This is a genomic window from Nocardia anaemiae NBRC 100462, assembly GCF_001612725.1.
Taxonomy (GTDB): Bacteria; Actinomycetota; Actinomycetes; order Mycobacteriales; family Mycobacteriaceae; genus Nocardia; species Nocardia anaemiae.
Genome location: NZ_BDAZ01000053.1, coordinates 39040 through 54296, shown reverse-complemented (window position 1 = coordinate 54296; position 15257 = coordinate 39040). Strand labels below are relative to the sequence as shown.

Genomic DNA, 15257 nt, shown 5'->3' with positions numbered 1-15257 from the left:
GCGGGGCGCGTCGCCCGCTCTCGGGCGGGTCGGGTCATCTGGTGCTGGGTTCGGCGATGGACGTCCACTGGTCGAGTGTGGTAAGGATCGGTGCTGCAGGCGGATTGTCCGCGGGCGTGTTGGTGGGGGCACCGCACCAAGTCCTCTTTCCCGGCTTGCTATGCGTGTGCACCGGGTTCAATCTCCATCGAATTTTATTCAGTGGGGATCTCGATGGTGTTGAGTACACCTTCGCCGTTTCGGATTGTAAACATCGCTTTGAATAAGTCCCTTTGTCCTTGGGTAAGTCTCCCCCCGTGTTGTGAAGCGGCGCCGGCCTCCAGGAGGATGTCGCTCGCGTTGGGAGTGGCGGGGGTATTTTCGAAGAGGATGAGAGGTGATTGTTGCATTCGGCGTGCCAGATAGGGCGAATCTCCCCAGATTCGCTGCAAATACAGATCGAGGGTACGGGGGTCGGATACGACCAAATCTCGCAAGGATTTCATGTCCGCGGAAGGCAATAGGCTACTGATCGTCAAGCGGCTGACCTCACGGCCGACAGCATCATTCAGTCTGACGGGGAAGTTGTAAACAACCATGCCGTGCGGTTTACCCTGAATCATCATTTTATCGTTTTCGACGAACGCGAGTAATGGCTTACCTTTGAAAAACTCGGGGGTCGATTTGTGTTGCTCGAGAGTTCTCAGAGTTGTGTCTATATTTCTGACAATACGACCACCAGGGCCATCAGGGTATACTCCGTTATCATCGTACCCGTGGGTTTCGAAGTGAAGTGGCTCGTTGAGGATGGCGTTGACTGCGGGCAAGTCCAGCTCCGAGGGAAACTTACCGGAAACCGCTCGATATTTCACGGTGTCGATGATCGTATTCAATTGCAGCCTCTGCCGCTCCGTCGGGAAAATATGTGACGGGGGATTAACTGGCCCGACGGACTCGATGGCGCGCGGCGGAGTCTCTTCCTCGGTGCGCAGTCGTTGTTGCTCGCCCGGCGTCTTGCCGGTCGAGGGATCCGGCTCGTTGGTGGCCGGTGGCTTGGCTTGTTCCTCTTGTGCGGCAAACTTGTCGGCCTCGGGTTTGGGATGTTCCTGGGCCGTGGCAGGCTTGTCGGTTGCGAGTTTGGGCCAGACCTGTTGGTCGGAAGGGTACGGTGACAACCTCCGATGTGGCTCGGCTATTTCTCCGTCGATCGGCGTGCGGTCGAGTGGTCGGGTTCCTTCTCCCGGCCGCGAAGGTGCGAGATGTCGGTCGGACTCGTCCAAGTCTCGGCGCGGGTTCGCTGGTTCGCTCGGATCGTTGTCCGGTGTGTGTTCGGGCCGCGGGGCCGCTTCTTCGTCGGATTCGCCAAGGGGCCAGACGAGTTCGTCGGGCCAGGGCTCCCCCTTCCCGCCGTATGGTTGTTGTGGCTCGGCCGGTGTCTTGTCGGTGGGCGGAGTCTCATCGGCGGGCCCTCGATCCGTTGACTGCGGCTTGGTTGGTTCCCCCTTGCCTTGCCTGTCGGGCGGCGGGGTCGCTTCCTTGTCGGTTGCACGCGGAGGCTGGACCTGTTCGCCGCCTGTGGGTGGGGTTTTTTCGGTGTGCCGTGGGGGTGTGTGGTCTGGTTTGGCTGGAGTTGGTTGGTGTGGTTTGTGTTCGGGGGGTGGGGTGGGTTTTTCGCCTTCTGGGGGCCAGACCTGTTTTTGGTAGGGGGGTGTGGTCTTTTCGGTTTCTGGTGGGGGTGTGTGGTCTGGTTTGGCTGGAGTTGGTTGGTGTGGTTTGTGTTCGGGGGGTGGGGTGGGTTTTTCGCCTTCTGGGGGCCAGACCTGTTTTTGGTAGGGGGGTGTGGTCTTTTCGGCTTCTGATGGGACGGTGCGGTCTGGGTTGACCCGCATGCCCGGTGGTATGGGGCGGGCGAAGACGGTGACCGAACCGACAACGCCGCCGACGAAACCTTGGATCACGCTGGTACGCAGTTCCTTGGCGTCCGGGATATGCCCGGTCACAACGATCCCCGCGCCCGCCCCGCCGATCGCTCCCGCTAAGCCACCGACCCCGCCGATCAGTAGCCCGCTCGTGACGTGTGCGCCGTAGCGGACGATATTCGATTTCGAGTTGCCGGCGACTTTGCCGAGGAACCTATTGATTCCGGGCGCGAATCGCGACGCGAATCGCGCTCCGATTCCACCGCCGACGCCACCGATGATCGCGGCGTCTTCGACCATGTTCCAGTCCATCTTGTCGCGGTGATGCAATACTTCCTTCTGGTAGAACTGGGCTCCGGCGTTGACAGCGGCGGCGGTCCCGCCACCGAGGGCGACCCCGATGGCGGTAGCCTTGGCCAGCGGTAGACCTTTGCGTTTGGTGGCGCACTCCAGTCCGACCTTTTTCACCTCGCCGTAGTACCGGCGGGCGGTCGCGCTCCAGGATGCTTCGGCTGCTGCTCGGTCCTCGGCAGCTTTCACGACGCCGGGTGCGGACATCAGCGCATCCACCGCGAGCTGTGCTAGTAGCGCGACCCCGGTTCCGATGACCTGGAGTTTGGTGAATTCGCAGTCATTGGCTTTCTGGTAACACTGTCCAGCCATGGAATCGCAGTAGGCGGCCTGGTTGCGCAGGTCGTTGCCGAGTTGCGCGTTTCTGGCGGCTTTGGTGTCGGCACTGTAGCCGCGCAGGGCGGCCTTTTCCATGGTGGACGCGATGTCGTGGCGTTGGCCGAGCTGGCGGCAGTTCTCGCCGGCCGCCTTCCAGTGGTCACCTTCGCGGCGCACGGCGTCTTCGTCGCATTCGGGCCAGTACCCTGCCACCGCGTCGACCAGCCACTTGGGAAACGCCGCAGGCAGCGTCAGTGTCACGGCGCCGCACCCGGTATTGCGGCCAGTTGGTCGCGCGGTCCCACAACCTCGGCTGCCGTTTCCATCCAGGGTTGAAACGGCAGTTGCGGAACCCGTCGCCACTCAGCTGGGCGCACCACTGCTCGTATTCCGAACTGGATGTGGTGGAAACGTGCTCCCGCCGTGCGCAGACTCGAGTTCGCGCACTGGTAGCGGAGAACAGTCCTTCCTCGGCCTGGTCACGGGTCCCACTGCCTCTTCCATCGCTAGCCGACGCCGCTGTACTGCTCCTCACCCGTCGCCGTGGGTGCAGGGGCGACCTGCGTCGCACGCAGGCCAGTGGCTGGTCCCCCCAGGCCAATGCAATGAAATTTGCCATTCAACCTTAAACTGCATATCAAGTTGCATGGCAGCGACGGTCGTGGTCGCCCTCCAGGAGGCCGAGGTGCGCCACATGAACATCGCGGAGCATCCGAATTGGACAGGTGATCACCGTGCATTGGCGTGTGGGTCTCCGCCATCAACGCATGGTGATCATCTGACCGGCACAGCAATCAAGAGTGGATGGTGTGTTCGGTGGTGGTCCAGGCGCGGGCTTGGTCGCTGATGGTTACGCCGAGGCCTGGGCGCGATGACAGGTGCATGCGGCCGTCGGCGATTTCCAGGCGCTCGTTGAAGAGGGGGTCGAACCATTCGAAGTGTTCGACCCATGGCTCTCGTGGGTAGGCGGCGGCGAGGTGGATGTGGATTTCCATCGCGAAATGCGGTGCCATTTGCAGGTTTTGGCTGTCGGCGAGGGCCATCACCTTCAGGAACTGGGTGATGCCGCCGACGCGCGGTGCGTCCGGCTGCACGATATCCGCGCCGCGGGCGGCGATGAGTTGGCTGTGTTCGGCCACGCTGGTGAGCATTTCGCCGGTGGCGATTGCGGTGTCGAAGGTGGCGCTGAGTTGGGCGTGGCCGTCGAAGTCGTAGGCGTCGAGGGGCTCTTCGATCCACACCAGCCCGAACGGTTCGAAGGCTCGGCACATGCGGCGGGCGGCGGGGCGGTCCCACTGCTGGTTGGCGTCGACCATCAACGGCACCCGGTCGCCGAGCTTCTCGCGCACCGCGGTGAGGCGAGCGAGATCCACCGCGTGGTCGGGATGTCCGACCTTGATCTTGATGCCGCCGATGCCCTGTTCCAGCGATGCCGTGGCACGGTCGAGGACCTCTTCGATCGGTGCGTGCAGGAATCCGCCGGAGGTGTTGTAGCAGCGCACCGAATCACGGTGGGCCCCGAGCAGTTTCGCCAACGGCAACCCGGCCCGCTTGGCCTTCAGATCCCACAGAGCCACATCGAAAGCGGCGATCGCCTGCACCGACAGCCCGCTGCGACCGACCGAAGCACCCGCCCACATCAGTTTGTCCCAGATCTTGGCGATATCGCTGGGGTCCTCACCCAGTAAAACGGGGGCGATCTCACGGGCATGTGCGAACTGTCCCGGTCCGCCCGCGCGTTTGGAGTAGCCGATGCCGATGCCTTCGAGCCCGGCTTCGGTGCTGATCTCGGCGAACAGCACGGCGACTTCGGTCATGGGTTTCTGTCGACCGGTCAGTACCTTCGCATCGCTGATCCCGGTCGGCAGGGGCACGGTGACCGAAGAGATCTTGACGCTGGTGATTCGGTCGAGGATGGGGGAGTCCATGGTGGTCCTTCGGGGGTCAGGCGATCGGTTTCACAAGGGTGGTCAGCTCGGCGAGTTCGGCCTCGGTGAGGTCGGTGAGCGGCGGGCGGACCCGGCTGGATGGTCTGCCGACCGCGGTGAGACCGGCCTTGATGATCGATACCGCGTAGCCGGGTCGGCGGTCGCGGATGTCGAGATAAGGGATGACGAAATCACGCAGGTGTGCGTAGACGGTCGTGCGGTCGCGGGCGCGGACCGCACGATAGAAATCGAGCGCGAACTCGGGAGCGAAATTGAAGATCGCCGAGGAATAGGTGGTCACACCCATCTCGGTGTAGGGCAGCGCGAAGGTTTCCGCGGTGGGCAGGCCGCCGATATAGGTCAGCCGGTCGCCCATTTTGGCGTAGATCCGCGTCATCGACTCGATATTGCCGACGCCGTCCTTGAAGCCGATGAGGTTCGGGCTGCGCTCGGCCATCCGGGCCACCGTCACGTCATCGCAGGCGGCATTGGCGCGGCTGTAGAAGATCACCCCGAGCGAGGTCGCCGCACACACCTGGGCCACATGTTCGACCAAGCCGTCCGGCGTGGCTTCCACGAGGTAGGGAGGCAGCAGCAGGATGCCGTCCGCACCCGCCGCCTCGGCCGCGCGCGCCTGTTCCACCGCCACCCTGGTGCCCGCGGTCGCGGGCGCGATCACCGGAACCCGTCCGGCGGTCTCGGCCACCGCGGCGCGCACCACGCGATCGATCTCCGCACTGGTGAGGGCGAAGCCTTCGCCCGTGCCACCGGCCGCGAACAGACCGGCGACTTCGTATCGGGACAGCCAGCCGATGTGATCCCGATAGGCCCGCTCGTCGAAGTTCAATTCGGCGTCGAAATGGGTGACCGGGAACGAGAGCAATCCGCGCCCCAGCGCGGGTCCCAATTCCTCGGCGGATAGCTGCGACACGGATATCCTCCTGGCAACGAAATGCTGATTTCTCTGGAGATTAGGTCCGGGGCCCGATGCCGGTCCAACACTGATTGGAAATCGACCGATACTCGAATGGCATCAGATCAGGCCGTGCGGTATCCCAGCGGCAAGCCCTCATTTGGGTATCGCTCAATACCGAATTGGTGTTCGACGGGTATCGCTTCGGCCATTTAGCCTCCTTTCACACCCATTGCAGGGTGATCCGGCGCACACCGGCCGGTCACAGGAGGACAGTGATGTTGAAACGTGAGAACATGCCCGCCGACGGCGGCGCCCGCGCCGTGGTGGCACCCACCGAACAGCGCCCGGGTCGTCGCATTCCCACCCGCTATCTGGTGCTCGGGCTGTTGTTCATCATCACCGCCGTCAACTACGCCGACCGCAGCAGTCTGTCGATCACCGGCAGCGCGGTCCGGGCGGACCTCGGATTTTCCACCGTGCAGCTCGGCTACATCTTCTCGGCATTCAGCTGGGCCTATGTCGTCGCGCAATTGCCCGGCGGGATGCTGCTCGACAGATTCGGTGCACGTCGGGTCTATGCGGCAAGCCTGGCATTGTGGACGCTGGTCACCGCGGCGACCAGCTTGGTCGGTTTGATCACCACACCGGTGCTGGTCGCATTGTCGATCGTATTCGGGTTGCGATTACTGCTCGGTGTATTCGAATCACCGGCATTTCCCGGTAATGCACGGGTGGCGACCATGTGGTTCCCGACCGCCGAACGCGGCAGGGCGACGGCCGTTTTCAATTCGGCACAGTATTTCGCCACGGTGATCTTCGCCCCGGTAATGGCCTGGATCACCAATCAATTCGGTTGGCGCTGGGTATTCGTACTGCTCGGCGTGCTCGGCTTCGGTTTGGCGGTGTTCTGGTGGCGCTGGCTGTATCCGCCGCGCGCACACCGCCGCGTCACCCCGGCCGAACTCGACACGATCGTTTCCGGTGGCGCGCTGGTGGACCTCGATACGACCAAGGGCGAGAACGCGACTCAGCGCAAGCGACTCGATCGGCGCATGCTCGTGCGCGTCTTCTCCACTCGGCCGCTGTGGGGCGTCTACGTCTTCCAGTACGCGGTCAACGCGCTGACCTACTTCTTCATCACCTGGTTCCCGATCTATCTGAACAAGGGCCGTGGCTTGTCGCTGGTGCATGTCGGATTCGTCGCCGCACTGCCAGCGTTGGCGGCCTTCATCGGCGGCCTGGTGGGCGGGATTCTGTCCGATGCCCTGCTGCGTCGCGGCCGATCGCTGACGGCGGCGCGCAAGATCCCGGCGGCCGCGGGCATGTTGCTCGCCACCCTCATCGCACTGTCCAACTTCAGCGACAGCACCACCGTGATCGTGGCGATCTTGACCGTGGCCTTCTTCGGCAAGGGCATCGGTTCCCTCGGCTGGGCGATCACCACCGATATCGCGCCGACGCAGGCGGTGAGCTTCGTGAGCTCCACCATGAATGCCTTCGGCAATATCGCGGGCATTGTCACCCCGATCGTTATCGGCTATCTGGTTTCCTCGACCGGCTCGTTCAATACCGCACTGTGGTTTGTATCGGCGCACGGGTTGCTCGCAGTCCTCGCACTGATCGGGATGGGCACCATCCGACGCATCCAATTCGACGCCTGATCCGAAATCGGAAGTGGCCCACCAGCCGCGAGCACCGCACGCTCAACGCAGTACTGCGATCGGTGCCGTCGATGGCTGCGGCCAGGTCTGCGCCAGCATCGAACTGGACGGAACGGTCGGACATCTCGTCCCGCGACACTCGGAATGTGTTGGCACACCATCCATCCGGGGCTCGGCACCGAATAAGAGTTGATCGACGCCGCTGATGTTCGCCCTCGGGCGAGTATCAGCGGCGCAGATCGGTCGGTGTGTTTCGGGAGGTGCGTCGCCATATGCTGTTGATATTCATCGTGCCCGTCCTAGCGGCGATCATCGCGGTGGCCATCTTCGTGATCGGAGATCGACTGCGACCGGATTCGTGGGTGTCGACCGAGGAGGAAGCGGCCGGATCCCTCGTACTGGAACTGATCAACACGCTTTTTCTGGCAGTGGTCGCCTTCGTGGTGGTGATCTGCTGGCAGGAGTACGACAACGCGCACAATCACACCATTGCCGAGGCGAAGGCGCTGGTGGATACGTATTGGACCGCACATTCCATGCCGGATCAGGAGCATCGCCAGATCCAGGGCCTGGTGCGGGATTACACCGATCAGGTGCTCAACCGGGAGTGGCCGGTCATGCAGGCGGACCGGCGGCTGAGTGAACCCACGCAGGACGCGTTCGACAGCCTGCGCGATGCCGTGGCATCGGTGAATACGACGGATCCGGACGTCGCGGATCTGCGTACGAGTGCCATGGCCAGCCTCGACGCGGCTGCCGAGGCGCGCCAGGACCGGGCCATGGACGCGAGTTACCAGATGCCCGTATTCCTCTACGCGGCCTTGTGGTTCGGCACCATCCTGCTGTTGTGCACCGCGGTGCTGTCGGGGGTCGAGGTCACCAAGCGCAGTCTGCTGATGACCGCGCTGCTCGGTATCGTCGTCGGCTCGACGGTGCTGGCGATCTACAACCTCGACCGGCCGTTCTCCGGCGGCAACAGTGTCCCGAAGGATGCCTTCGAATACGCCATGTCCCGGTATGACCACATCACCTGACGGGCCGCTCGAGACCCGAGGAGCTGCGACGGGATGGGATATCGGCAATATGGCAACGGCTGCGCAAAGACGGAGGGCCGCAGTGGGATTGGCGGTGGCGACGGCGCTGCCGTTGTTCGTGGGCGGCCCTGCGGCCGCGGATTCGACGACACCCGAGTGGCCGGTCATCGGTGATATCGCCACCGGGAGTGCCGCTGGCGACGCGATCGGGACCGGAAGCGCCGCTGCGGATTCCGGGAGCAGTTCCTACGGCGGCGTCTTGGATCTCGAACCCACGGGCGTCGCCACCGGCAGTTCGGCCGCGGCGCGGTCGGGCAATGCGCGACGGGACGGCACGGGAAGCATCGAAAACGGTGTCGATGACCCACCCGCGGATGCGACGGCCGGAGCGGGCCAGTCCCTCGGGCTCGACCCGGGCAGCGTCCAATCCGCCTGCACCGGCAGCGCCGTAATCGGCAGCGCGACAATACTGCTCGGACTGGCGACCGGCAGCGGTGTAACCGGCAGTGGCATAACCGGCTCCGGTCTGATCGGCACCGGTTCGGTCGGTTCGAGCGGATCCGGGCTCGGCAGCGTCGTGGTCGGCAGCGCGATGACCGGCAGCGCACTGCTGACCTGTCTGCTCCTACTCCCGGCCCCTGAACCGGCAGCACCCGGCATCCCCCTCCAACTCGGCCCGCCGCCGCCCGCGCCACCGATACCCGCGCCACCCGCACCGGCACCGGAATTCACCCCCGTCGCATCGGCACTCGCGATCGCTCCGGAAACTCCGACCCGCACCACCCCGCACCGACCACCGATCGCGGCGGCCGAATCCGCCCCGGAGCAGCAGATCGCCTGGAACCTGCTGGAACTGGTGACAGTCATGGTGGTCACCGTCCTGACCGTGGTCCGCAAGGTTGCTGTAGGTCGCAACAGGCGAGCAGAATGACGCCTACCCGGGCAGCCCTGATCTGCTGAGGCCGGGCGAATGCTCGCTCGTAATGCCGTTGGGGCTGCGCGTCTCATGGGCGGTGGCTATCATGACGGCGGACACTCTAGAACTGGTCTGGGGCAATGGATTTGGATCATGGGCACGGCAGGGGGCTCATGACCCGCACCACACGGGCTGCCCACGTGGGGCAGATCGGCGCGACTGAAGTCGTGCGCGCAGTTTGTTCGTAATCCGTTGTCATCAACCTGCCGAAGCTCGCTGCTCTGACGTAACTGAGGCCAGTGCTGGGTCTGCTCGATTGTCAAGGTTCTTTAGCTTTCAAAGTTCGGAGTTCATCTGTGACAACGCACACACATCACCCGCCCGAATCACGGTCCGCGGTAGGCGGCTCACCGGGCTTCGGCGCCGGGCCGCGCATCGTGATGTACACCCCGGAATTCGCCGCCGACCCGCACCAGGCCTATGGGCAGATGCGCAAGAAGTTCGGTTCGCTGGTGCCGGTGGATCTCGCTCCGGGGGTACCGGCCACATTGGTGATCGGCTACTACACCGCGGTCCGCATTCTGACCGATCCGGACCACTTCCCGGCGGATCCCCGAGCCTGGGAGCGAAACGTCCCGGCCGAGTGCCCGGTGCTCGCCATGATGCGGCGGCGGGAGAATGCCCTGCGCACCGACGGCCAAGAACATAAACGCTATCGCGAGCCGACCAGCGCGGCGCTCAATGACGTCGACCTGCTCGGCATGCACGCCGTGATCGAGCAGATCGCCATCCCGCTGATCAACAAGTTCTGTGCCGACGGACAGGCTGATGTGTTGCAGCGCTACGTATTTCCGCTGGTGTTCACCGCGGTGAACACCATGCTGGGCGTCGACTCCGATGTCGGTGCGCGGATCGCGGCGGCGATGGATGCGATGTTCGATGCCGGGGCCGAAATCGATGCGGGCGATCGCATGCTGCACGAGGCGCTGCGGCTGCACATCGATCGCAAACGGGAGGCGCCCGGCGACGACATCACGACTCGTTTGATGCGTCACCCGAGCGGGCTGACCGATGAGGAGGTGATCCAGCAGTTGGTGACCTACTACGCGGTCGGCGTCGAGCCGCTGGTCCACCTCATCGGCAACGCATTGCGACTGATGTTGACCGACGATCGCTTCGCCGCCGGCATGCACAGCGGTAGTCTGTCCACCCGCGACGCGCTGGATGAAGTGCTGTTCACCGACCCGCCGTTGGCGAACTACTGCATTTCCTATCCCCGGCAACCCATTCTGCTCAATGGCGTGTGGTTGCCCGCCCACCAGCCGGTCGTCATCAGCATGGCGGCATGCAACAGCGATCCCACCGTCAATGCCGTCGACGGCGTGGAGCGCGATGGCAATCGGTCACATCTGGCCTTCAGTGCGGGACCGCATATGTGCCCGGCACAGGACGCCGCCTATCTGATTGCCCAGGACGCGATCGACCAGCTGCTCGATGCCCTGCCCGAGATCGAGTTGGCCGTACCGGCAGCCGAACTCGGCTGGCGCACCGGACCGTTCCACCGGGCGTTGACCGCGCTGCCGGTCGTCTTCCCGAAGTCCGCTCCGTTCCCGGAATTTCCGCCTCCCTGAGAACCCCGCCGAGCGCAGGGCCGAGATCGCCGCACCATCGACGATCTCGGCCCGTAGGCGTCGGCCGACACCTACATGATTTTCATCGGTGCGGACGGTGTGAAGACGACCGGGAATGCCGCCATCGCACGGTGGAACGGACCGGGCCGCCAGATCAGCTGGTCCGCGGGCACCCCGAGCTGGATGTCGGGCAGTGCGTCGAAGAGCTGATCGATGGCGTACTGAACCGTCAGGTACGCAACACCTTTGGCCGGGCAGGCGTGCGGACCGGCGCTCCACGCCAGATGTGAGCGATTGCCGAGACGGCGTCCGTCGGCGTCGTCGTCGCCGCGGATCTGTGGGTCGTTATTGCAGCCGGTGAGGCTGATGACGACCGGTTGGTCCGCGGGCAACCAGATATCGTCGACCATGATCGGCTGGCGCGGGTAGGTGGTGCAGAAGTTCGCCATGGGTGGGTCGTTGAACAGAACTTCGTCGATCGCGGTGATCGTGGACAGGTTCCGTCCGAGGACATCGGCGCACTTGAACCGGTCGTCGGTGATCATCAGCAACAGCGCGTTGGTGATCAGGTTGCGCTGCGCTTCGAATCCGGCGCCGTAGAAGCTCATCAGCTGGGCGAAGATTTCGATGTCGTCCAGGGCGGCCGGGTGGTGTGCCAGCCGTGAGGTGACATCGTCGCCGGGGTGTTCGCGTTTGAGCTGGATCAGCTCCAGTAATGCCTCTTTGAGCATGACCATGCCCTGAGCGCTGCGGACCGTGTCGAAGCGCGCCGCCATGCCGTTCGCGACACGCTGCCCGATATCGGGAGGGCAGCCGACCATTTGGTTGAGCACGCCGAGGACGAGCGGAAATGCGTACTGGGTAACCAGATTGGCGTTCCCGGCCTTGCAGAAGGTGTTGATCAGCGGGATGGCGATCTGTTCGATGATCGACGGCAGTCCGTGCACATCGATGCCGTCGATGCTCGCGATGGAGGGCTCCCGATAGCGGATGTGGGTAGGTCCGTCGTTGTTCCGTGCGGCCGGGAGCCAGGCCATCATCGGCCGCACGGGGCAGTCCTCGGGGATGGTCTTCTGCCAGGTGCGCGGGTCGGCGGGGAAGTGCGTGGGGTCGTTGAGGATTCGCACCGCGGTCGCGTAGCCGATCACGAGCGTTGCCGGTACTCCGGGGGCCAACTCGATCGGAACCAGCGTGCCGTATTTGCGCCGCATCTCGTCATAGGCGTGATGCGGATCGGCGACGAACTCGGGGGTGTACAGCGGGACCCGCTCACCGGTAAGGCTCGATGATCCGTGCTGAACCGGGCAAACTCCGGTCGTGCCGGTGTGCGGATCGGACGTGGGGGAATGCGGTGTGGTCAAAGACGTTACTCCAAACGGTGGAACAGAATTCGACAAAGACTGAATCAATGAGCGCGGGCAGGTTCCTCGAGCAAGGTCAGCGGTGCGTCGTCGAGCGCTCGAAACGACACACCCTTCCTAGGACCTTTCCGGTACCTGGCGACTCGCCCACGCTAGCAACATAGCAACGGGCAGGCGACGATGCCCGGGGAACCTCGTTGCGACCCCGTTGATTCGAGCGTGTCGTGCCGACTATTCGACCGGACCGCCGATGGGCAAGCGGTTGACCGGCGCGGCCGAATCGACCCGTGGGGTTTCGTGGACACCGATCAATCGCAGCAGCGGTCCCGTCATCGCGGTGGTCACCAACGCCATTACCACCAGTATCGAATACAGTTGTGGGCCAATGAGTCCCGTGCTGAGTCCGACGTTGAGTATGACGAGTTCGGTCAAGCCGCGGGTGTTCAGCAATGCCGCCAACGCGGCCGCCGATCGCGATGTCAGACCGGTCAGTCGGCCCGCCACATAAACACTTCCGAGCTTCCCGATGACGGCCACCACCATGATCACCACCAACTCGCCGACGGCGGCCCGGTCGATCGCCCCGAGATCGACAGCGAGCCCCGCGACGACGAAGAATCCGGGCAGCAGCACCAAGCTCAGAATCCGGGTGCCGGATTCGACCGCTTCGCGTCGCGCGCGCGGGAACACCACACCGAAGGCGAACGCGCCGAATATCAAATGCAGTCCGATCCATTCGGTTATCGCGCCGAGCAACAGCGCGCCGCCGACACCGATCACGATCATCGTCTGCTCGGTGCCCGCCGCGGCGATCCGCGTCAATGCCGGACGCACGATCCACCACGTGACCGCGATTACGGGCACCAGCAGTGCCAGTCGCCACTGGCTGCCCGCGCCGGGGTGCGCGACGGCCAGCACGACGGCCAGTGCCGTCCAGGCGAAGATGTCGACCAGCGCCGCACAGGCGAGGCTGAGCTGACCGATTCCGGTGCGAGTGAGGCCACGATCGTGCAGGATTCGGGCCAACACCGGGAATGCGGTCACCGCCAGGGCACAGCCGACGAATAGCGTGAAGCTCGGTAGGTCGCCGGTGCGGTGGCGCGCGAGCGCGGTCGCGGCGATGCCGCAACCCAAGACGAACGGCACCGCGTAGGCGGCGACCGATACCGCCGGGATCGAGCGTCGGCTGCCCGCGAATACGTCGCGGTCGAGTTCTAGCCCGGCGACGAACATGAACACCGCGACGCCCACATTGGCGAGCAGGGTCAGATACGAGCGGACCTCGTGCGGGAACAACATGTCCGACAGATGCGGCCCCAATACGGTCGGGCCCGCGAGTATCCCGGCGGTGATCTCCCCGATCACCGCGGGCTGGCCGACGCGTTCGGCCAGCCACCCCAGGATCCGTGCCGCTGCCATGATGAGGGCGAGATCCATTAGGACTACGACGATTTGACTACTTTGCACTTGATTCTCCCTCGCGATTCGACGGGCATGCGTCGATCAGCGTGCCCACATCGCGCTCAGTGTGGTGATGACACAGTGCAATGCCCGTCCGGTATCGAGTCTGGTGTCGAGGCGACTTCGGGGTTCGCAGTCGAGATGCAGCCCGGCCGGTGCGGTCCCCGTGCTCCGGCAAGCACTGAGGTAGGTGTGGATCGCCGCGGCCGGATCGTCGGCATGCATCGGATCGCACATCCAGCTCACCGGGGTGCCGCACCGGGCGGCCGCCTCGAACAACGCCGGAAGTGCGGCGGCGGTACGGGTGCCCGATAGCGCCGGGATGAGCGTGAGCCGACCGGGCCGACGCGCGGGATTCAGGTATCGGCACAGGAACTCGACATCGTCCGGCGTCGCGGTGGGTCCGAGGGTCACCGCCAGCGGGTTGCGAACCAGAGCGGCGAAAGACAGGTGCTGGGGAGCGAATTCGTGGTTTCGGTCGCCGATCCACAGCAGTTGGGTCGAACGGTCCCACTCGTGCCGGGTCCGCTGAGGTCGAGTCGTATTCGACTCGCAGGAGCGGACCGCGCGCGAGATATGCAGGGGCGCAATGGAACTGTACAGCTCGCGGGAAGCTGCGGGGGCGCTCGCCGCGATCGGAAGCATCGCGGCGACCTCGACGAGCAGATCGCGCACCACCGATGCCGGATAGCGCTCCGCGGCGCCGCGCAGCATCTGCGCGCAGAGTGCGATGGGCGGGTTCGCCACGCGCCAATTTTCGACCTGTGTCGCGGCGTGGGAGTACGCGCGATCTTCAGCCGATGCGACGGAATTGGCTGGAGCACCGCATGATTCGCCGTTATACCGCAATTCGCCGATGGTCACGATCGGCATATTGAGTCCGTGGTTCAAAACCGCGGCCGCACCGATTGCCAGAGCACGGCGGGCGGGCAATGTCGCGAGATCGAGAGCGGCCGAGGCGCGGGCGCCGAGATGTATCGCGAATGCCCGGCCGCGCGCCGCCGCCGCCAAATCGGCGGCGAGCGAGTCGCATTCGCGCGGGTGGATCAGGTCCGGCAGCGCTCGCGAACACTGCCCGCCGGTGCGAGGCGATTCGGTATCGCAGCCACCACGGCGGACTGGCGCGGCCGGTAGCGATCGGGGGTATTCCGGCTCATCGGCCCAACTCAGATCCTCATCCGAGATGGGGGTGTGCTCCGGTGGCACGACGCTCGGATTGAATATCTCGCGGATATAGCACAGCGGCCGATGATCTCCGAGCATGATGACATACGCCTTGGCCGCGCAGAGGCGACCATCGGGCCATCGCGTGACGCCCGCGCGAAGGACATGCCGACGCTGGGATACCCCCCGCGAAACCAAGCCGCGCCCGATCGGCACGTGTACATCGTCGGCGCCCGCCGCGGCCGCGGGGCCGCTCACGGCGACGACATAGTTGACCGATGCGGTCACCATATCGGCATTGATCAGACATGAGCGACGGACGATGACGCGGTCGGGACCGTCCAATCGCAGTGCGTCCGCGACCGTGGCAGGCAGCTGCTCGGCCGCGATTTCGTCTTGGCGCAGCACCCGCACCTGGAGATCCGTGCCGAGTATGGCCTCGAGTCTCGGCTGGGTGAAGCCGTCGCTGGCCAGCAGCATCCGGGTGACCGGATCGCCGAATCGTGCGATCTGCTGTGTGGCTGTCCGGGAACCCGAACCGCCGACCGGGGAATCGCCCGGCGGTTCGGGGTCGGAGCGCGTGATAGTCATAGTGATCGACTTCGCGCTGGGGTTTTC

10 protein-coding genes are annotated in these 15257 nt (G+C 64.4%); 4 read left to right on the top strand and 6 right to left on the bottom strand.

Translation table 11 applies throughout. The annotated features are described in order from the left end of the window. Nucleotides 1-194: 194 nt before the first annotated feature. From NA5_RS40690 to kdgD, 3 genes are all read right to left on the bottom strand, one after another. Nucleotides 195-2828 carry a WXG100-like domain-containing protein gene (locus NA5_RS40690; RefSeq protein WP_062991053.1) on the bottom strand — a complete coding sequence of 878 codons (2634 nt, stop codon included), beginning with the start codon at nucleotides 2826-2828 and terminating at the stop codon, nucleotides 195-197. 533 nt (nucleotides 2829-3361) lie between these two features. Then, nucleotides 3362-4495 carry an L-talarate/galactarate dehydratase gene (locus tag NA5_RS27310; RefSeq protein ID WP_062991051.1) on the bottom strand — a complete coding sequence of 378 codons (1134 nt, stop codon included), beginning with the start codon at nucleotides 4493-4495 and terminating at the stop codon, nucleotides 3362-3364. A 16-nt stretch (nucleotides 4496-4511) separates the two neighbouring features. After that, complete coding sequence (gene kdgD / locus NA5_RS27305; protein WP_062991049.1) at nucleotides 4512-5426, bottom strand: 5-dehydro-4-deoxyglucarate dehydratase; 915 nt, start codon at nucleotides 5424-5426, stop codon at nucleotides 4512-4514. Nucleotides 5427-5686: 260 nt separating this feature from the next. Here kdgD and NA5_RS27300 point away from each other — a divergent pair, with 260 nt between their 5' ends. The 4 genes from NA5_RS27300 to NA5_RS27285 all read left to right on the top strand — a co-directional run bounded on the left by NA5_RS27300 (nucleotide 5687) and on the right by NA5_RS27285 (nucleotide 10653). Beyond that, complete coding sequence (locus tag NA5_RS27300) at nucleotides 5687-7072, top strand: MFS transporter (RefSeq protein WP_218020166.1); 1386 nt, start codon at nucleotides 5687-5689, stop codon at nucleotides 7070-7072. Between the two features lie 272 nt (nucleotides 7073-7344). Beyond that, the gene (locus tag NA5_RS27295) at nucleotides 7345-8106 is read left to right on the top strand and encodes a bestrophin-like domain (protein ID WP_062991047.1); all 762 of its coding nucleotides are present in this window, start codon (nucleotides 7345-7347) and stop codon (nucleotides 8104-8106) included. 82 nt (nucleotides 8107-8188) lie between these two features. Next, nucleotides 8189-9037, top strand: a complete 849-nt coding sequence (locus NA5_RS27290; protein ID WP_062991045.1) for a hypothetical protein — start codon at nucleotides 8189-8191, stop codon at nucleotides 9035-9037. 341 nt (nucleotides 9038-9378) lie between these two features. Beyond that, nucleotides 9379-10653 (top strand): cytochrome P450 family protein, encoded by a 1275-nt coding sequence (locus NA5_RS27285; RefSeq protein ID WP_062991043.1) that lies wholly within the window; start codon nucleotides 9379-9381, stop codon nucleotides 10651-10653. A gap of 71 nt (nucleotides 10654-10724) precedes the next feature. On the opposite strand, the gene NA5_RS27280 is transcribed toward NA5_RS27285, so the two are convergent. From NA5_RS27280 to NA5_RS27270, 3 genes are all read right to left on the bottom strand, one after another. Continuing rightward, the gene (locus NA5_RS27280) at nucleotides 10725-12014 is read right to left on the bottom strand and encodes a cytochrome P450 family protein (RefSeq protein ID WP_062991041.1); all 1290 of its coding nucleotides are present in this window, start codon (nucleotides 12012-12014) and stop codon (nucleotides 10725-10727) included. A 231-nt stretch (nucleotides 12015-12245) separates the two neighbouring features. Further along, entirely contained in the window at nucleotides 12246-13481 is a 1236-nt protein-coding gene (locus tag NA5_RS27275; RefSeq protein WP_245672421.1) for a cation:proton antiporter, read from the bottom strand. A 36-nt stretch (nucleotides 13482-13517) separates the two neighbouring features. After that, nucleotides 13518-15230, bottom strand: coding sequence for a 3-deoxy-7-phosphoheptulonate synthase (locus NA5_RS27270; protein ID WP_062991037.1), 1713 nt, complete (start codon nucleotides 15228-15230; stop codon nucleotides 13518-13520). Nucleotides 15231-15257 lie beyond the last annotated feature (27 nt).